An 18,357-nucleotide genomic window follows, 5' to 3' on the forward strand; every position below is an offset into this window, starting at 1 on the left:
GTCGGCGTGGCCGGAAATGCTCCGGTGTGTCGATCCTAACACATTAATTTCAATAGCGGTCTTTGCGGCAAGATGCACAATGGCAGGGCCGTGTCAGCCAAGCTATCAGTTGATTCGGCTCATTGATAACAACGCTGAGAGATCTTTATTGATGCTGGACCGCCTTGTCACCTTCTTCAAAGCTTTGCCTTCAGGCGAAAGCGGGAAAGGCCATTTTTCCAGGAATGATCCGCGCCTTGCGGCGGCCGCGCTGATGTTTCATGTCATGGATGCGGATGGCGAGCGGCGCAAGGTGGAACGCAAGCGCCTGTCACAGCTGATTTCCGAAGCCTACGGGCTCAAAGGCGAAGCCTTGAAGCGTCTGCTCGAGGACAGTGAGCAGGCGGATCAGGAAGCCGTCGATCTCTACAGCTTTACCAGCGTGCTCAAACGCAATCTTGACGAAGCGGCTCGAATTCACTTCATTGAACTGATGTGGGACGTGGTTTTCGCCGATGGATCCGCGCATGAGCTGGAAGAAAATGTTGTCTGGCGGGTTGCGGAACTGATCGGGGTCTCGTCCCGTGACCGGGTCACGATGAAGCAGAAGGCAGCCCATCGCGCCAAGCAGGCGGTGCAAGAGGAATAGGATCAGAAGCATGTTCCAGACAGGCTGGATGGAGAACAGGCAAGTGAAACGCCCGAAAATCCTCACGGTACTGCATCAGGAACGTTCAAGCCCCGGCCGCGTCGGCCAGTTGCTGCTGCAATCCGGCTTTGATCTCGATATCCGCCGCCCGCCGCTTGGCGATGAGCTGCCCGAGACGCTGGAGGACCATGCGGGCGCTGTCATCTTTGGCGGCCCCATGAGCGCCAACGACCCCGATGAATTCGTTGACCGGGAAACCGACTGGCTGTCCGTGCCGCTTGCGGAAAACAAGCCATTTCTTGGCATTTGCCTTGGTGCGCAGATGCTCGCCAAGCATCTTGGCGGCACGGTCGGTCCGCATCCGGAAGGACTGGTGGAAATCGGCTGGTATGAACTCGAAGCCACCGAGGCCGGCAAGGCTCTGATGGACTGGCCACCCATGGTGTATCATTTTCACCGCGAGGGCTTTGACCTGCCGCGCAGCGCCACGCTTCTGGCAACGGCCAAGGCCTACCACAACCAGGCTTTCCGCTACGGCGAAAATGCCTGGGGGGTGCAGTTTCATGCGGAACTGACCCGCGCCATGATGCAGCGCTGGGTGGTGCGTGGCTCGGAACGCTTCACCATGAACAATGCCCAGCACGGCCGCCAGCATCTGGAAGGCCGACTGGTCTATGACGCGGTGCTGAAAGCCTGGCTCCAGCGCTTCCTTGGCACGATCTTCGGCGCGCCGGTTCCGGCTTAGGCCGTCTATGTCCGGCCCTGCAGGTTGCGTGCCTTGCGCAATTGCGGGAACCGGTAAGCCCACAGGCCCGCGACGGCAATCGTGCCGACACCGCCGAAGACGACGGCAGGGATCGTGCCGATCAGCGATGCCATGATACCGGCGCGGAACTCACCCAACTCGTTGGACGCGCCGACAAAGACCATGTTGACCGCATTGACGCGGCCGCGGACGTGGTCTGGTGTCCAGAGTTGCAGGAGGGTTTCCCGGATGTAGACGCTGATCATGTCAGCCGCGCCCATCAGGGCCAGCAGGGCGATGGAGAGCCATGCGAGGTTGGATACCCCGAACATGACGGTGAGCAAGCCGAACAGCGCGACAAACAGGAACATGATCATGCCGGCATGGTCGCGAATGGGATGGCCGGCCAGCCAGAGCGCAGTCAGAATGGCGCCGATGCCCGGCGCTGCCCGCAACATTCCAAGCCCCCAGGGGCCAAGCTGCAGGATATCGCGGGCATAGACCGGCAGAAGCGCCACGGCACCGCCGAGCAGGACGGCAAACAGATCGAGCGAAATCGCGCCGAGAACGACTTTCTCTTTCCAGATGTAGTGAAAGCCTGCCAGCAGCGTCTGAAGCGATTTTTTCTCGGTAAGCGTATGCTGGGCGGGTTTTGGGATGGAGAAAATGCAGATCGTGGCGGCAGCCAGCAGGACCGTCGCGATGCCGTAGGCAATGGCGGGCGACAGGCCGTAGAGCAGGCCGCCGGCCACTGGGCCCACAATCGTGGCGATCTGCCAGGCGGAAGAGTTCCATGATACGGCGTTCGAAAATACTTCGGTTGGCACCAGATTGACGACCAGCGAGGCGGAAGCCGGTCCAAGAAAGGCGCGCCCCACGCCGAAGCCGGCGAGAATGGCAAAGACGGTGAGCGGGGTGAACGTGTGGGTGAGGGTCAGCAGCAACAGCAGCGCCGCGCAGATCACTTCCGCACCCAGTGCAAGCCCCATGATGAAGCGGCGGCCAAACCGGTCTGCGGCGGCACCGGTGACGAGAACCAGCAGCAGTGATGGGGCGAACTGGACGAGCCCGACGAGGCCCAGATCAAAGGGATCGCGCGTCAGATCGTAAATCTGCCAGCCGACGGACACGCTGATGATCTGGATGGCAAAGGAGCCGAAAAAGCGTGCCAGCCAGTATCGCGTGAAGGATGAATGGCGAAAGGCGGCATAGCGATCATGCGCCGCATTCATTTCTGGGAGGGACATTGCGATGAAAGGCTCCGGAATCTGGAAACCTCTTCTAGAACAAATCCGGACGAAGGGGGATCAATAAATATGAATTATTATATCGTTTGAGCAGGGTGAAAAAATGGGCCGGATCAACCGGCCCAAAATCACGCTTGGGGGATTGAGCATTCAGTCCTTGCCGGGAAGAACCTTCCGGGTGATTGCCTGGTAACAGCGCTGCTGGCGTCAGCCATGGCTGGGACCGCAAGTCCAAACGCAACTCCAAGAGAGCTGCTGCCTCTTGCTCGAAAGCACGCCAATCGCTACATGTCGTGATTATCAGGAGAAACCCATGCTCGCCCTTCTCGAAACCATCAATCTGGCGCTAACGCTTTATTCCTACGTCATCATTGCCAGCGCAATTTTCTCATGGCTCTATGCGTTCAACGTGATCAATACAAGCAATCACTTTGTCGCTTCGATTGGTGAGTTTCTGTATCGCGTGACGGAACCGGCGCTGCGCCCCATACGCAGGTTCATTCCTGATCTGGGCGGCATCGATATCTCACCGATCATCCTCCTGCTGATCATTTTCTTCCTTCAGCGGTTTCTCGCAACGACGATTGCGCCAGCGCTGTTTTAAGTCAGCGCCTTGGCTTTGCACGCGGGCTTCTTTCGCAAAGAGCGCGATGGCATCACGCTCTTTGTCCGGTTGACGCCAAAGTCAGCCAAAGACGCGGTGGAAGGTGTTGAAGCAACGGATGACGGCAGAGCGCATCTGAAAGCGCGCGTGCGGGCAGTGCCGGAAGATGGAAAGGCCAATGCGGCGCTGGAAAAGCTGCTGGCAAAATGGCTTGGCATTGCAGCACGGGATGTTTGCATTGGCGCAGGCGCCACATCGCGGCTGAAGCAGGTAATGATTTCGGGCGATCCCGAGGCGCTGGCAATGAAGCTGGCCGCACTTGGATCGCCCGAGGAATAAATCAGGCCTTCTTGGCGTTGTGACGCTCGATGGCTTCGGTGATCAGCTTGCGGGCCGCATCTTCATCGCCCCAGTCACCGATCTTCACCCACTTGCCGGGTTCCAGATCCTTGTAGTGTTCGAAGAAATGCTGGATCTGCTTCAGGGTGATGTCGGGCAGGTCCGTGTAGTTGTGGACCTTCTCGTAACGCAGTGTCAGGTGCGGCGACGGCACGGCGATGATCTTTTCATCCTGGCCCTTGTTGTCTTCCATAACCAGAACACCAATGGGGCGCACGTTGATCACGCTCGTGGGCATCAGGGCGCGGGTGTTGCAGATCAGAACGTCAATCGGATCGCCATCATCCGACAGGGTGTGCGGCACGAAACCGTAATTGCCGGGATAGGTCATCGGGGTGTGCAGGAACCGGTCGACAAACAGGGCGCCGGAATCCTTGTCGAGTTCGTATTTGATCGGCTGGCCGCCGACTGGAACCTCGATGATTACGTTGACATCTTCAGGAGGATTATTGCCGACCGAAATGGCATCAATGCGCATATTTTCAGAGTCCTTGTTGGTTTGGGAGTGCTGTAAAGATTTTTACGGCCTGGCGCAAGAATTGCATCGCATATCTACGTCCCGAAAACGCGGGAGCAGGCTGAATTGACCGAAATAAGCGCCGGCAAGGCCATGCAATGGCGGGCAGCACAACAAATAGTGCACTTCGAAATGACGGGAGGACCCGCCGCTTCGCGGGTGGGAGGAAGCATTTCCGGTGATCAATTCCAGACGAAGGCGATTTTCTTCAGTGTCTTGCCTTCGAAACATTCGACGCCTTCGGCCACGTCCTTGCCGCCTGCGCTGGCATAGAAGCTGACCGCAAGATCATTGTCCTCAAGCGCCCAGACGACCATGCCCTTCAGCCCCTGATCGATGAGGCTGCGGCGCGAGGCGCCCAGGAGCCGTGTTCCAAGACCCAGTCCCTGATACTCGGGACGGATATAGAGTTCGTAGACTTCGCCTTTCTGCGGCAGCTGCCGCGCCCGGTTGGGGCCCAGTGTGGCATAGCCGGCGACAACGCCGCCAATGTCGGCGACGAGAATTTGCGTGGAGCGGCGAATGGCTCTTGCCCACCAGTCCGCACCGCGGCGATGCAGCATGGTATTGAGCGAACGATGCGGAATGATACCCGTATAGGCACCTTGCCAGGCAGCCAGATGCACGGCGGAAATTGCGCCCGCATCGGCCAGTTCTGCACGTCTGATCTCGGTCACATGGGTGTTCATGGTTTCTTAACCATAGACCCGGGCACCGGGACTTCGCAACTGGCTTTCAAAACGATTTTTCGTGTCGTGCACCAAAAAGAAAAAGCGGCGAAAATCGCCGCTTTCTCTGATTATTAAGCTGTCACATCTTCGCCTTATGCGGCGCCGGCTGTCTTGTTGCTCTTTTCAAAACGCTTGCGTTCGTTTGGATCGAGGTAGAGCTTGCGCAGGCGGATGGACTTCGGCGTGACTTCCACCAATTCGTCATCCTGAATCCACGACAGGGCGCGTTCCAGCGTCATGCGGATCGGCGGTGTCAGCTTGACGGCTTCATCCTTGCCGGCAGCGCGGATGTTGGTGAGCTTCTTGCCCTTGAGCACGTTCACTTCCAGGTCGTTGTCGCGCGAGTGGATGCCGATGATCATGCCGGCATAGACCTTGACGCCGGCTTCGATAACCATCGGGCCGCGATCTTCAAGGTTCCACATGGCGAAGGCAACGGATTCACCCTGGTCATTGGAGATCAGAACGCCGTTGTTGCGGCCGGAGATTTCACCCTTGAAGGGCTCATAGGCGCGGAACAGGCGGTTCATGATCGCCGTACCGCGTGTATCGGTCAGAAGTTCCGACTGATAGCCGATGAGGCCGCGGGTCGGCGCGTAAAAAACCATGCGGACGCGATTGCCGCCGGATGGACGCAGCTCGACCATTTCGGCCTTGCGCTCGGACATCTTCTGCACGACCGTGCCGGAATATTCCTCGTCGACGTCGATCAGCACTTCCTCGATGGGCTCGAGCATGTTGCCGTTCTCGTCCTTCTGCATGACGACGCGCGGACGCGATACGCCAAGCTCGAAACCTTCGCGGCGCATGTTCTCGATGAGAACGGCGAGCTGCAATTCGCCGCGGCCCGATACGAAGAACGAATCCTTGTCGCCGGATTCCTCGACCTTCAGCGCAACATTGCCTTCAGCTTCCTTGAGGAGGCGGTCGCGGATGACGCGGCTGGTAACCTTGTCGCCTTCGGTGCCGGCCAGCGGAGAATCGTTGACGATGAAGGACATGGTCACTGTCGGCGGATCAATCGGCTGCGCATGCAGCGGCTCGGTGACTTCCGTCGCGCAGAATGTATCGGCAACCGTGCCCTTCTGCAGGCCGGCAATGGCCACGATGTCGCCCGCATGGGCTTCATCGATCGGCTGGCGCTCAAGACCGCGGAATGCGAGGATCTTGGAGATGCGGCCGGTTTCAAGCTGGGTGCCGTCGCCGTGCAGGACCTTGACCTGCTGGTTCGACTTGACCGTGCCGGAATGGATGCGGCCGGTGATGATGCGGCCAAGGAAAGGATCGGCTTCGAGAATCGTGCCGATCATCTTGAACGGGCCTTCGCCGACGGTTGGCGCTGGCACATGTTCGAGAACCATGTCGAAGAGGGCGGACAGACCCTGGTCCTGCGGACCTTCCGGGTTGCGTGCCATCCAGCCATTGCGGCCTGAACCGTAGAGGATCGGGAAGTCGAGCTGTTCGTCGGTGGCATCCAGAGCGGCAAAGAGATCGAAGACCTCGTTGACGACTTCCTCGTAACGCGCATCCGGGCGGTCGATCTTGTTGATCGCAACGATCGGGCGCAGGCCAACCTTGAGGGCCTTGCCGACCACGAATTTGGTCTGGGGCATCGGGCCTTCGGCAGCGTCAACGAGAACGATCGCGCCGTCGACCATGCTGAGGATACGTTCGACTTCGCCGCCGAAGTCGGCGTGGCCGGGCGTATCGACGATGTTGATGCGTGCGTCCTTCCAGACAACCGAAGTGGCCTTGGCGAGAATGGTGATCCCGCGTTCCTTTTCGATGTCGTTCGAATCCATCATGCGTTCGGCAACGCGCTGGTTGTCACGGAAATTGCCGGACTGTTTCAGAAGTTCGTCGACAAGCGTGGTTTTGCCATGGTCAACGTGTGCGATGATCGCGATGTTGCGCAGTTTCATGAGTTTCTCTTTTGGAGGATTGAGGACGCACACATGCTGGCGCCGCTTTGCATTTGCGCGCTCTTTACATGTTTTTTCGCAAATGCGAAAGGGGGGATGCGCGTTTGGATGGCCGCTGTCTGCATTACAGCTATGCGGATGTAACGGTTCTCGGGCGGTCCCGCGCGCGGCAAATCCGGGAATTTGCCGCGCGATTGGTCAAAGAAGGGTGCCGGAAAGAAAGACCAGCGCAATCGAGAAATAGATCACCAGCCCGGTCACATCGACCAGCGTGGCCACGAAGGGTGCGGAGGCACTGGCAGGGTCGAATCCGATCTTCTGCAGGATGAAGGGCAGCATGGAGCCGACAAGCGAGCCGAAGGTCACGATGCCGATCAGGGCGGCGCCGACGGTCGCTGCAATCAGCATCCAGTGCGGGCCGTAATCATAAAGACCAGCCATCTGCCATGTGGTGATGCGGATAACACCGATCAGGCCGAGGAAAGACCCAAGCGCCAGGCCGGTCGGCAGTTCCCGCAGCGCAACGCGCCACCAATCCTTCAGACGCAGTTCCTGCAATGCTAAGGCACGGATCAGCAGGGATGTGGCCTGGGAGCCGGAATTGCCGCCCGAACTCATGATCAAAGGAATGAACAGGGTGAGAACCACAGCCTTTTCCAGTTCGCCCTCGAAATACTGCATGGCGCTGGCCGTCAGCATTTCGCTGAGAAACAGCACGCCGAGCCAGCCGGCGCGCTTGCGCAGCATCTGGACGAACCCGATCTGCATGTAGGGCTTGTTGAGCGCCTCCATACCACCGAATTTCAGGGTATCCTCGGTCATTTCCTGGGTCATGGCGTCGATCACATCATCGACGGTCACGATGCCGATGATGTGATTGTCGTCATTCACCACGGGAACGGCGAGCAGATCGTGCTTGCGGAACAGCCGGGCCACGTCTTCCTGATCGGTGAGCGGACCAACCGTGACCGGTGCCACGTCGCGGCCGACACTCATGATGGAGTCGTTCGGTTCGCTGGTGATCAGGCGGCGCAAGGCGACGGCGCGCCGCAGACCCTTGGTCTTCGGATCGGTCACATAGATCGCATAGATCGTTTCGCGCGAGCGTTCCACCTCACGAATGTGCTGAAGCGTTGCAGCGACGCTCCAGTTGGCGGGAACGCTGACGAATTCCGTCGTCATCAGGCTGCCGGCCGTATGGGGCGGGTAATGCAGGAGTTTGCGCAGTGCTGCCTTGGTTTCCTGGCCGAGGCTGGCGGCAAGACGAATGCGGGTTTCGTCGTCGAACTGCTGGAAAATATCCGTCACGCGGTCTGCCGACATGGCATCGAGCAATTCCCGCGCAATAACGGGGGGAAGCGCGGTGATAATCTCGGCGGACGAATGGAGTTCCGGCTGATCCAGAATCAGAACCGCGTGATCCCGCGGCATTTCTGCCAGAATGCCGACTGCATCCTCGACATCGAGCTCATTGAGCAATTCGACAGCATCAGCAGCCTGCATGGACGCAAGCTGTTCAGCCACATTGGATGCCGTTGCCAAATCAGCATTGGCTGCATCCTGGTTTAAGCGAAGGTCGTTCATTTTAGCTCGCCTTTCCGTCGATCCGCCGTCATGGCTGATCGGGGCGAGCTGATCTCTTGAAATCAGGCCACGATCGCCGATGACGGCGCAAACAATCGACTGTAACTGTCGTCGCTGGGCATAAGAGATAGACTCCGGTTTGGTGATACGCGGTTGAAAATATATCAGCTGCGTGCTGCCATTTGGTCCCCTCTACGGGGAAAGTCAACCCCCCGGAAATTATGCCGCAGGGCGCTGATTTTCTGCTGTTTCAGCGGGCTTGTCTGACGGGGCGCCGGACGCTTCACGCCTTCACTTTTGCGTTGTGCGGATCATAGAGCGGCTCGAGATGGATCGCGGCGGGAAAGCGCTCATTGGCGACGACAAGTTCATAGGTTCCCCCGGTCAGAAAGTCATCCGTGACACCCTCGGCATGGCGCACATAGCCGAAGCCGATGGCCTTGCCGAGCGTATAGCCAAAGCCGCCGCTGGTCAGGTACCCGACCGCCTCGCCGTTGCGCAGGATTGTTTCGCGCCCGAGGAGAACCGCGTCCTCGCTCGTAACGGTAAAACCAACGAAGCGCTTCTTGAGTGGTGCTGCCTGAATGGCCTCGCTGGCCTTCCGGCCGAGAAATTCCGTATCCTTGCGCAATTTGACGGCCCAGCCCAGTCCAGCCTCGAAAGGCGAGTCATTGGGCGTGATGTCGGCGCCCCAGGCACGGTAACCCTTTTCCAGCCGCAGGGATTCCAATGCCCGGTATCCGACCGGCTTGATACCGAAATCGGCACCGGCCTGCATCAGGGCATCGAAGACGGCGCCGGTCGCGGCAATCGGGATGTGCAGTTCCCAGCCGAGTTCGCCGACATAGGTGACGCGCAGGGCGCGGACCGTTGCTCCGGCAATGGTGATTTCCCTGACGTGACCGAAGGGGAAGGCGCTGTTGCCGACATCGGTATCCGTGACACGGGCGAGAACATCCCGCGCCTTTGGCCCCATCAGGGAAAGCGTGCCGAAATGCTCGGTGATATCGGTGAGACGCGCCTCCAGCCCTTCGCCGATATGCTCCCTGATCCAGGCAAAGTCATGGGTGCGGAAACCGGTGCCAGTGACGATATAGAACTTGTCTTCGGCAAGCCGCGCGATCGTGAGATCACACTCAATGCCGCCGCGCGTGTTGAGAAGTTGTGTATAGGTCAGGCGCCCGACAGGCTTGGCGACATCATTGGCGCAGATGTAGCCCAGTGCCTTTAACGCGTCCTTGCCCGTCAGTTCATATTTGGCAAATGACGACTGGTCGAAAATGCCGACGTTTTCACGCACCAGCGCATGTTCCTTGCCGACCTGGTCAAACCAGTTCTGCCGGCCCATGGAATAGACATCAACGGGCTCTGTTCCTGCCGGGGCAAACCAGTTGGGCCGCTCCCATCCTAGCTTTGAACCAAAGACCGCGCCATGCTCCTGCAGGCGCTTGTAGAGCGGCGAGACGATGGCTGGCCGCCCTGACGTATATTCTTCGTGCGGGAAGCCGATCGTGTAATGCTTGCCATAGGCCTCCAGCGTGCGGTCCCGGACCCATTCACGGTCGCGATGCAGATTGGAAAAGCGCCTGATGTCGACGGTCCACAGATCGAGAGGCGCTTCGCCATCGACGACCCACTGCGCGAGGACCCAACCGGCACCGCCGCCCGAGGCGATGCCGAAGGCGTTGAAGCCTGCGCCGACAAACATGTTGGAGCATTCCGGAGCCCGGCCAAGGATGAAATTGCCGTCCGGCGTGAAACTCTCGGGGCCATTGATCATCTGTTTGACGCCGACGGTTTCGAGCGCCGGAATACGTTCGATGGCCTGCAGCATATGCTGCTCGAAATGATCGAAATCGTCGTCGAACAGGCGGAACTGCCAGTCCTCCGGCACATCGCCGGTCACCCAGCCCTGCGGATTGGGCTCATAACCGCCCATGACCAGCCCACCCACCTCCTCCTTAAAATAGGTACGCCGATCGGGATCGCGGATTGTCGGCGCGTTGGAGGACAGGCCATCGATCTTTTCCGTGATGATGTACTGGTGCTTGACGGGCTGCAGCGGCACATTGATCCCTGCCATCGCCCCAACCTGGCGTGCCCATTGGCCGGCACAATTGACCACCTTTTCACAGGCAATGTCACCCTGGTCCGTCTTGACCTTGACGATGCGTTCGCCGTCCATCTCGAATCCGGTCACGCGGATGTTTTCGATGAGTTTCGCGCCGTTCATGCGGGCGCCCCGCGCCAGCGACTGGGTGATGTCGGACGGGCTTGCCTGCCCGTCTGTCGGCAACCAGCTTGCGCCCACCAGATCGTCGACCCGCATCAGCGGCCACATGGCCTTGACCTCCGCAGGCGAAAGCAGGTGCATCTCCATGCCGAAGCTGCCGGCGGTCGTCGCCAGCCGGCGGAACTCGGTCCACCGGTCCGGATTGGTGGCAAGGCGCAGGCAGCCGGTCATTTTCCAGCCCGTTGCCAGACCGGTTTCTTCGTCGAGGCGCTTATAGAGATCGACGGAGTATTTCAGGACGCGTGTGATCGATGCGGAGGAGCGCAACTGACCGACCAGGCCCGCCGCGTGCCAGGTGGAGCCTGACGTGAGTTGCCCCTGTTCGAGCAGAACGACATCGGCCTTGTGATCTTTGGCGAGATGATAGGCGGTGGAGCAGCCGATGATGCCGCCGCCGATGACGACGATCTGGGCGTGACTGGGCACGGTCATGATCTGTTTCCATAGGTGGTTCGAAACCGGTCGAGCGCCTGATCCAGCCGCTCCAGATTTTCGTGGGTATAGGCGACGTAGTCGACGCCGGGTGCGTTGAGATACAATTCCGATACCATCGCCCACATCGCCTCGCGCAGCAGCGAGGCGCATTGCATGGCGGCATGGGCACGTTTCAGCGTGTAATCCGGCGCAGCCTCGAAATAGGCGGTGAGAAGCACGTCCGATTCGTCGTCGCTCAGGCCCGCATTGGAGGCGATGCCGGCGAGATCGAACATGGCCGTGGAAAATCCGGCATATTCGAAGTCGATCAGCCAGAGGCGTTTGCCGTCATCGAGGATATTGGCAGGCAAAAGGTCATTGTGGCTGAAGATGATCGGCAAGGGCATCTGTGCCGCCTCCATCTCCGTGGCTATGGCGAGGTAGCCGTCCAGGTGGCCGGCCATGCGGCTCCTGCCGTCCTTCAGGGTGCGGGCATAATCGCGGATCACGTGGAACACCCAGAACATGAAACCGGGGCCGGTGACATGCTCGGGCATTGCCGTGTGAAACCGCCGGATCAACTCTGCAACACCCACAATGTTGGTGCGCACGTCCTGGGAATCGTAGGTTTTCGCCCCGAGAAACGCCGATACCATGATGCCGTCTTGCGCGTGGAAAAGTTCCGGCGCGAAACCGGCGCGATGGGCCGCCTTTGCCGTCATCGCTTCGCGGTCGCGGAAGACATGGTGAAAGGGATAATCCTTGCCGAAGCGCACCACATATTTGCGGGTATCATCCTCGACGACATAGCTCTCATTGCTGATCCCGCCCTTGAGCATCGATATGCGGATGTTGCCATGCCAAAGCGGCAAGGCAGCAATTCGAGCTTCACTGGTCTGGGTCTGCGGCATGGGGCAATCCAGAAAACAAGGGCCCGGATTGGGCGCTCACTGCAGCAAATCTCATCCGCATGTCTGATGTTGTCAATCCAGATTTGTGAGATTTTGTGGTTTTTATGACTGTTTCATAAAATTTATGTGGTATTACTTTCGGAAAGCGCGTGAAGTTGCGGGATTGAAGAGGTGTTTGATGAGTTCCAAACGGCGTGGCGAGATTGCCAGAGTGCTGCAGGACGAGGGCACAATCTCGATTGCGGATCTCGCACAAAGACTGGGTGTCTCGCTTGAAACGATCCGGCGCGACGTCAAACCCCTGACGGATGAAGGGGTGATCGTGCGCACCCACGGCGCCGTGGGATTGCCGCAGCATCTGGGAGAAGCGCCGTTCGAGCGGCGTATGCGGGAGAACGCCAGCGCCAAACGGGCAATTGCCCGGCATGTGGCGGGCACGATCCGCGGCGGAGATTCGATCATGCTCGATACGGGGACGACCACCAGCTTTCTGGCGCGCGAACTCCTGCACCACCGTAACCTGACGGTCGTGACCAATTCATCCGATATTGCCCGGACGCTGGCGACCGTCAACGGCAACAAGGTGTTCATGGCGGGAGGCGAATTGCGCAGCGACAATGGCGCGGCATTCGGTGCTTTTGCCATCGACTTTGTCAGCCGGTTCAACGTTGCCCATGCGATCATCTCCATCGGCGCCATCGACGCGACGCACGGGTTGATGGACTATAATCTGGAAGAGGCCGAGTTCGCGCGCATGGTACTGTCGCGCGGCGGACGTTCGGTTGTGGTAACCGACGCTTCCAAGTTCGGCCGGCATGGTCTCGTTCAGGTCTGCGATTTCACCGGTTTCGACGAGTTGGTGACGGATTCATCCCCTCCCGCCGATATTCTGCAGGCGCTTGGCCGGGCCGGAGCCAAGGTCAACATCGTCGGCGAAGGTGCTCGGCAAGAAACGGGTGGCGGTCAAGTCGCGGGCGGATAAAATCACCCGGGTGAGTCGGGAGAGGATCGTGACAAAGACGCTGCGCTACAGGCATATACAGACACCCATCGGCCCCATGATCGCCATGGCGAATGATGAGGGGCTGTCTCTGCTGGAATTCGCCGACCGGCCGGCGCTGCCCGCGGAGCTCAACGAGCTGGAGCAGCGCTATCGCTACACGATCATACCGGGTGAGCACCGCTATCTCGATCAGGTCGACAGGGAAATGACCGCCTATTTCAACGGCGTGCTCACGCGGTTCGAGACGCCGCTGTTTTTGCCTGCCACACCGTTTCAGCGTACGATATGGTCGATGCTTCTCGCCATTCCCTACGGCGAAACGCGGACCTATGGCGGTATGGCGCAGGCGCTTGGCAGGCCGAATTCGAGCCGGGCTGTGGGAGGAGCGAACGGGCAGAACCGCATCGCCGTTGTCGTTCCCTGTCACCGGATCATTGGCGCGGACGGATCGCTGACCGGCTATGGCGGCGGCCAGCCGCGCAAACGTTTCCTTCTCGATCTCGAACATCGGATTGCGGCCCAGACATCCGGACAACCGGTGTTTCACCCCATCACGGCGCAGGGAAGCTTTCTTTAAACAAGGATTCCGGTTGCGAAACGCGGCTCGTGCAGCAGTCGGTCGAGCAGGACCAGTGCCTGCTCCAGTCTCGGCCTGTTCGGCGCCGCACCCAGTGACAACCGCACCGCTTCGGGGTGAGTGGATGCTATGCTGAAGGCCGAAGCAGGGACGATGCCGATGCCGGACCGGCGGGCCAATGCGGAGAATTCCGCAGCACTCCACTGAACCGGCACATCGAGCCACAGGTGATGCCCGGCGGGATGGGCGGCAAAATGCCAGTCCTTCAGCACTTTCCGTGCGATTGCCTGCCGGGCGCTGCTTTCCTCACGAATGGCCGCGGCGATTCCGTAAAGGCTGCTGTCATTGATCCAGGCGGTGGCGATGGCCATCAGCAGTGGCGATGCGGTGGGGTTGCTGGCGCGCAGGCTGGATGCGAGTTTCAGCACATCCAGCGCGGAAGGACAGACCACATAGGCGACACGCAGCGCCGGCGTGACACATTTCGACAGCGTGGCGATGTGCCAGGTGATGTCGGGCGCTATCGAGGCGATGGCCGGCAGCGACGCATCGAGAAGTTCCGCATAGGGGTCATCCTCAATGATCATCACGTCATTGCGCTGGGCAATGCTGACGATTATCTGCCGGCGCGAGAGCGGCATTGTCACTGTCGTCGGATTGTCGATGGACGGGCAGAGGTAGATCGCCTTCGGTTTCAGGGTTCTGCAGCAACTCTCGAACACATCGGGAATGATGCCGTTCCTGTCCATGGCGAGCGGGTGCAGGGGAATATCGAGCGCCGCGCACACGGATTTCAGGCCGGGATAGGTGAGGGTTCCGGTGCAGATGGAGCCGCGCCCGGCCAGAAGACTGCAAATGGCAAAGAGTGCGCTTTGGGCGCCTCCTGCCACCAGCAGCCGATCGGCCGACGGGGCTGCGCCAAAACGTGGTGCCAGCCATTTTGTCCCGGCGGCCCGCGCCGCTTCCGTCCCCGTGCTTTCCTGGTAGCTGAGAAAATGGCTTGACGCGCCGTTGAGCACATGACTGACACCGTGGATCAAGTGACTGTGGAGATCCGCTTCCGGGGGCTGCGGCGGAATGATCATGGTAAGGTCGAGATCCGTCAGAAGCGATGCCATGCCCTGGACCGGCGGTGTCAGGGCACCCTTTATGATCGTGCCTGACCCGACTTTCGCTTCAATGAGGTCGAGGCGGCGCGCTTCGGTCATCGCCCGTGTGACAGTGGTCAGATCGATTTCAAGCTCTTTTGCAATCGCGCGCTGCGGCGGCAGCGCATCGCCGGGTTTGAGAATGCCGGAACCAATGTCTGCGACCAGCGCATCGACAATCCCCTGATGCTTGTAGCGGGAACTGGCGGCGATACGGGGTTTCCAGGTGGTCATGATGGACTCTTTGTATGGGAGTGAACCATACAATTACCCATGATCTGTCATTAGAACAAGGACAAATCTTCCGTGTGACAAAGCGTCATGCTTGTTTACCCGCATACAATCCGTATATTTCTTTCAGATAGTATGCAGATTGTATGTGTATGTATATAAAATAGCATACAATGAGGCTTCACTCGAAAGGCATCAGCCATGTCACAGACAGGCCACTACCACCCGACCGACAATCCGATGAAGACCGGCATTCTCGGCCGCTGTCCACAATGTCAACAGGGGCGGCTGTTCCACGGATTTCTCAAGCTTGCTCCCTCCTGCGAGGTTTGCGGGCTCGACTATGCATTTGCCGATCCGGCAGACGGTCCTGCATTTTTTGCCATGACCATCGTGGCTGTTCCAGCCATGCTGTTCGCGCTCTGGCTGCAGACGACCTACGAAGTCTCAATCTGGGTGCATCTGTTCACCACACTGCCCCTGACCCTGTTCGGCAGCCTCATCCTGCTGCGGCCGCTGAAGGGCTGGCTGGTATGTTCGCAATTCTTCCACAAGGCCGAAGAAGGCCGCCTGGTGCGCAAGGGCGAGCAGTAAGAACGGCCCAGGCAATAAGGCCGGGGCCGTTCCCGTCGATCAGGTGTTGGCGCCGCCGTCGATCGTCAGCGACGTGCCGTTGATGAAACGGCCTTCCTCACCGGCAAGAAAGGCCACCAGACCAGCGATGTCCCTGGCTTCGCCGAAGCGCGGAATGGCCATACGGGCGCGCTGACCTTCGGCATGATCGCCATCGGCAGGATTCATATCGGTATCCGTCGAGCCGGGATGGACGATGTTGGCGGTAATCTCCCGCGGCCCGAGATCGCGCGCCAGTGCCTTGGTCAGGCCGATCAGAGCAGCCTTGCTGGTCGAATAGGCAATCAGGCCCGGGAAGGGAACGATTTCCGCCAGGTTGCTGCCGATGCTGATGATGCGGCCGCCAGCAGGCATGAATGCCGCGGCTGCCTTTGCCGCCACAAAACTCGCGCGGACATGAATCGACATCACCCGGTCGAACTCTTCCAGTTCCAGTTTATCGACAGTGTCCATCGTATAGACCCCGGCGCTGTTCACAAGAATGTCCAGCCGCCCAAGTCTGGCGTGGGCTTCATGCACCGCACTCTCGACAGCCTTCGCATCGAGATTGTCCGCCTTGATGGCGATTGCCCGGCGTCCAAGCGTCTCGATGGCCTTGACCGTCGCATCCGCCTTGTCCGGGGCGCTGGTGTAGGTGATGGCGATATCGGCACCGTCTTTGGCCAGTTTAAGGGCAATGGCTGCGCCGATACCGCGGCTTCCGCCGGTGATGAAAGCAACTTTAGGAGAGAGGCGAGGCATCGATTTTCCTTTATGTAATGATTGATACATAAATAACTGCCACTCTTGCACCGAAGCGTCAAGCGATTTATGTATTGATTGTTACAAAAGGAGATTGCCATGTTGCCGAAGGGCCGGCCCCGCGCCTTTGACCGTGATGCCGCACTGGAACGCGCGATGCGCGTTTTCTGGCAGAAAGGCTATGACAGCGCTTCCATGAGCGATCTGACGGAGGCCATGCAGATCAATGCACCAAGCCTTTACGCGGCTTTCGGCAGCAAGGCTGGCCTGTTCAGGGCGGCGGTGGAACTTTACACGGATCAGGTGGGGCGACGTATCAAGAACGCTTTGCCGACAGCGGCGACGGCAAAGGAAGGTATTGCCGATTTTCTCAAGCAAACCGCAATTTCGCATACGCATCCCGGCCAGCCGCATGGATGCATGGTCGTGTTGGGGGCGTTGCATGGTGAGGAGGGTGCGGACACACCGTGTTCTCTCTTGCGCGAGCGCCGCCTCGAGAATGTGATGCTTTTGCGCGAGCGGTTGGAACGCGGGGTGCGCGAAGGTGAGCTTTCCCCAAAGGCCGATCTGCAGCAGATCGCCGAATTCTACGCCACCGTACAGCATGGGATGTCGATCACCGCCCGCGATGGGGCAACGCTGGATCAGCTGGTGAAAACTGCACATGCGGCTATGGCAGCGTGGGAGGGGCTGACGTCAACCCCGGGATAGAATGATCGAAGACCGGCCTTCGTCAGGATTTAGACGTGCGCGGATGCGGGATTGTGATGCCCTTCGTGTTCTCCTCGTCCCAATTCTACGCCGGGGCGTTCGACAAACAAATGAACGGCCAGGGCCCAAAGTACCAAGCTGACAAGAACACCGAGGATAGCAATCCAAAAGTTGAGGTCAGACGCCATCGCAAAATCGCGGAAGGGCTGGACGGCAAACAGCGCATACAGAACCAGCCCCTGCATCATGTAAACCGCATAGCTGATTTCGCCGAGCCTGACGCAAGGCTTTGCAATGAGGAATCCGAATAAATCTGCGCCGCTGATCAGAAAATAAAATGCGAGGCCGAGAAGCAACGCTACCTCCGGCCGGTAAGCGCTGCCGTAAAACAATATAATGGCAATCAGGCATCCGGTGCACAGGACGGATAAAACAAACTTTGGCAACTTGAGCAGATAACCGGAGACCTCGAGCGAAGCGCTGACCATTCCACAGGCAAAGAAAACGTAAAAGACCAGGGTTGAACTGCCGCCCATGAGAACGAGAAGCAGTGCCGTCAACAATGTCACGATCGCAAAAGGCAGGTGGGTGTGCGCCTGTCTGGCGAAGATGGCTAGGGCAGGCAAAGCAAAATAGAACTGCCATTCATATTGCAGCGTCCACGTAACGCCTGCCAAAATTGTTGCTGAACTTGGCTCATTGTTCATCCCGGTGAACGGAAAGATTCCGATGGCCATGTTTTGGATGATCTGAAGAAGGTATTGCGACAGCGGCATCTTCAGGATACCGCCGGACTTCCAAACGATAATTGCGACAGCGAGAGAAACTGCTAGGCAATAAACGGGCGCAAGTCTGAAAAATCTGCCCTTCATCAGCTCGGCAAAGTCCAGACGTCCCTTTGAGCGGACAATTTTCGCCCAGAATAAATAGCCAGTTATCATGAAAAAACATGCAACACTGACCTGTCCGATAAGCGTGTAGAATCGTGAGGGGGGAACCTGCCATATACCCGACCGGACGAACTGATAGTAAATTACGGAATGGTGGATCGCCACTCCCAGCGCGAGAAATCCGCGGACACCGTCAATGGCATTCACACGAACCGCCGTTGATTTGAAGCCGGCCCGATCAAAGCCCGGAAGATATGTCAAAAGCATCAGTAGGGCGAGGCACACGAATGTCGGCCAAATCGAATATACGGTCATGAATGTACCCGCGTAATACTTGATCCAAGCACCCTGTGGTGGCTGGTTGTGATGCGTGAGAGATGATTGCCGTCAAACGGCAAAGAGGTGGGTAAATGATGTATCGGGCGTTC

Annotated in this window: 18 protein-coding genes; 8 read left to right on the forward strand and 10 right to left on the reverse strand. The window is 58.8% G+C overall.

The features are described from left to right. The first annotated feature begins 151 nt into the window (after positions 1 to 151). Together AC1Q5O_RS13215 and AC1Q5O_RS13220 are read left to right on the forward strand one after the other, a co-directional pair. Positions 152 to 628: a tellurite resistance TerB family protein gene (locus tag AC1Q5O_RS13215; RefSeq protein ID WP_492563532.1), complete on the forward strand. Its 477-nt coding sequence runs from the start codon at positions 152 to 154 to the stop codon at positions 626 to 628. A 10-nt stretch (positions 629 to 638) separates the two neighbouring features. After that, positions 639 to 1,373 (forward strand): glutamine amidotransferase, encoded by a 735-nt coding sequence (locus AC1Q5O_RS13220; RefSeq protein ID WP_492563534.1) that lies wholly within the window; start codon positions 639 to 641, stop codon positions 1,371 to 1,373. Between the two features lie 5 nt (positions 1,374 to 1,378). On the opposite strand, the gene AC1Q5O_RS13225 is transcribed toward AC1Q5O_RS13220, so the two are convergent. Then, the gene (locus AC1Q5O_RS13225; RefSeq protein ID WP_346305184.1) at positions 1,379 to 2,620 is read right to left on the reverse strand and encodes an MFS transporter; all 1,242 of its coding nucleotides are present in this window, start codon (positions 2,618 to 2,620) and stop codon (positions 1,379 to 1,381) included. A gap of 313 nt (positions 2,621 to 2,933) precedes the next feature. Here AC1Q5O_RS13225 and AC1Q5O_RS13230 point away from each other — a divergent pair, with 313 nt between their 5' ends. Next, on the forward strand, positions 2,934 to 3,224 hold the full coding sequence (locus AC1Q5O_RS13230; RefSeq protein WP_492563536.1) for a YggT family protein: 291 nt from the start codon (positions 2,934 to 2,936) through the stop codon (positions 3,222 to 3,224). A 15-nt stretch (positions 3,225 to 3,239) separates the two neighbouring features. Next, positions 3,240 to 3,563, forward strand: coding sequence for a DUF167 family protein (locus AC1Q5O_RS13235; RefSeq protein WP_492563945.1), 324 nt, complete (start codon positions 3,240 to 3,242; stop codon positions 3,561 to 3,563). Position 3,564: 1 nt separating this feature from the next. Here AC1Q5O_RS13235 and ppa read toward each other — a convergent pair whose 3' ends face one another. The 6 genes from ppa to AC1Q5O_RS13265 all read right to left on the reverse strand — a co-directional run bounded on the left by ppa (position 3,565) and on the right by AC1Q5O_RS13265 (position 11,995). Further along, positions 3,565 to 4,101: an inorganic diphosphatase gene (gene ppa, locus AC1Q5O_RS13240; RefSeq protein WP_105734254.1), complete on the reverse strand. Its 537-nt coding sequence runs from the start codon at positions 4,099 to 4,101 to the stop codon at positions 3,565 to 3,567. Positions 4,102 to 4,322: 221 nt separating this feature from the next. Continuing rightward, positions 4,323 to 4,829: a GNAT family N-acetyltransferase gene (locus AC1Q5O_RS13245; protein ID WP_223613846.1), complete on the reverse strand. Its 507-nt coding sequence runs from the start codon at positions 4,827 to 4,829 to the stop codon at positions 4,323 to 4,325. 134 nt (positions 4,830 to 4,963) lie between these two features. Then, complete coding sequence (gene typA / locus AC1Q5O_RS13250; protein WP_105734256.1) at positions 4,964 to 6,793, reverse strand: translational GTPase TypA; 1,830 nt, start codon at positions 6,791 to 6,793, stop codon at positions 4,964 to 4,966. Positions 6,794 to 6,991: 198 nt separating this feature from the next. Next, positions 6,992 to 8,377: a magnesium transporter gene (mgtE, locus tag AC1Q5O_RS13255; protein ID WP_492563539.1), complete on the reverse strand. Its 1,386-nt coding sequence runs from the start codon at positions 8,375 to 8,377 to the stop codon at positions 6,992 to 6,994. Between the two features lie 283 nt (positions 8,378 to 8,660). Next, positions 8,661 to 11,102: a GcvT family protein gene (locus AC1Q5O_RS13260; RefSeq protein ID WP_492563541.1), complete on the reverse strand. Its 2,442-nt coding sequence runs from the start codon at positions 11,100 to 11,102 to the stop codon at positions 8,661 to 8,663. Further along, positions 11,099 to 11,995, reverse strand: a complete 897-nt coding sequence (locus AC1Q5O_RS13265; protein WP_492563543.1) for a phosphotransferase — start codon at positions 11,993 to 11,995, stop codon at positions 11,099 to 11,101. Before AC1Q5O_RS13265 ends, AC1Q5O_RS13260 begins: the two co-directional genes overlap by 4 nt. Positions 11,996 to 12,170: 175 nt before the next feature. Between AC1Q5O_RS13265 and AC1Q5O_RS13270 the strand changes: the two genes are divergently transcribed. After that, entirely contained in the window at positions 12,171 to 12,977 is an 807-nt protein-coding gene (locus AC1Q5O_RS13270; RefSeq protein WP_492563545.1) for a DeoR/GlpR family DNA-binding transcription regulator, read from the forward strand. Positions 12,978 to 13,005: 28 nt separating this feature from the next. After that, the gene (locus tag AC1Q5O_RS13275) at positions 13,006 to 13,575 is read left to right on the forward strand and encodes a methylated-DNA--[protein]-cysteine S-methyltransferase (RefSeq protein ID WP_492563546.1); all 570 of its coding nucleotides are present in this window, start codon (positions 13,006 to 13,008) and stop codon (positions 13,573 to 13,575) included. On the opposite strand, the gene AC1Q5O_RS13280 is transcribed toward AC1Q5O_RS13275, so the two are convergent. Next, positions 13,572 to 14,957, reverse strand: coding sequence for an aminotransferase-like domain-containing protein (locus AC1Q5O_RS13280; RefSeq protein ID WP_492563547.1), 1,386 nt, complete (start codon positions 14,955 to 14,957; stop codon positions 13,572 to 13,574). The two genes, AC1Q5O_RS13275 and AC1Q5O_RS13280, sit on opposite strands and share 4 nt — an antisense overlap. 198 nt (positions 14,958 to 15,155) lie before the next feature. On the opposite strand from AC1Q5O_RS13280, the gene AC1Q5O_RS13285 reads away from it, so the two are divergent. Further along, the gene (locus tag AC1Q5O_RS13285) at positions 15,156 to 15,548 is read left to right on the forward strand and encodes a DUF983 domain-containing protein (protein WP_223613838.1); all 393 of its coding nucleotides are present in this window, start codon (positions 15,156 to 15,158) and stop codon (positions 15,546 to 15,548) included. Positions 15,549 to 15,587: 39 nt separating this feature from the next. Here AC1Q5O_RS13285 and AC1Q5O_RS13290 read toward each other — a convergent pair whose 3' ends face one another. Further along, positions 15,588 to 16,328 (reverse strand): SDR family oxidoreductase, encoded by a 741-nt coding sequence (locus AC1Q5O_RS13290; RefSeq protein ID WP_492563549.1) that lies wholly within the window; start codon positions 16,326 to 16,328, stop codon positions 15,588 to 15,590. Between the two features lie 99 nt (positions 16,329 to 16,427). On the opposite strand from AC1Q5O_RS13290, the gene AC1Q5O_RS13295 reads away from it, so the two are divergent. Beyond that, positions 16,428 to 17,039 carry a TetR/AcrR family transcriptional regulator gene (locus AC1Q5O_RS13295; RefSeq protein ID WP_492563551.1) on the forward strand — a complete coding sequence of 204 codons (612 nt, stop codon included), beginning with the start codon at positions 16,428 to 16,430 and terminating at the stop codon, positions 17,037 to 17,039. Positions 17,040 to 17,068: 29 nt separating this feature from the next. Here the strand turns inward: AC1Q5O_RS13295 and AC1Q5O_RS13300 are convergent, their stop codons facing one another. Next, complete coding sequence (locus tag AC1Q5O_RS13300) at positions 17,069 to 18,244, reverse strand: acyltransferase family protein (protein WP_492563553.1); 1,176 nt, start codon at positions 18,242 to 18,244, stop codon at positions 17,069 to 17,071. Positions 18,245 to 18,357: the final 113 nt, after the last annotated feature.

The organism is Phyllobacterium sp. MT110, from assembly GCF_058792715.1.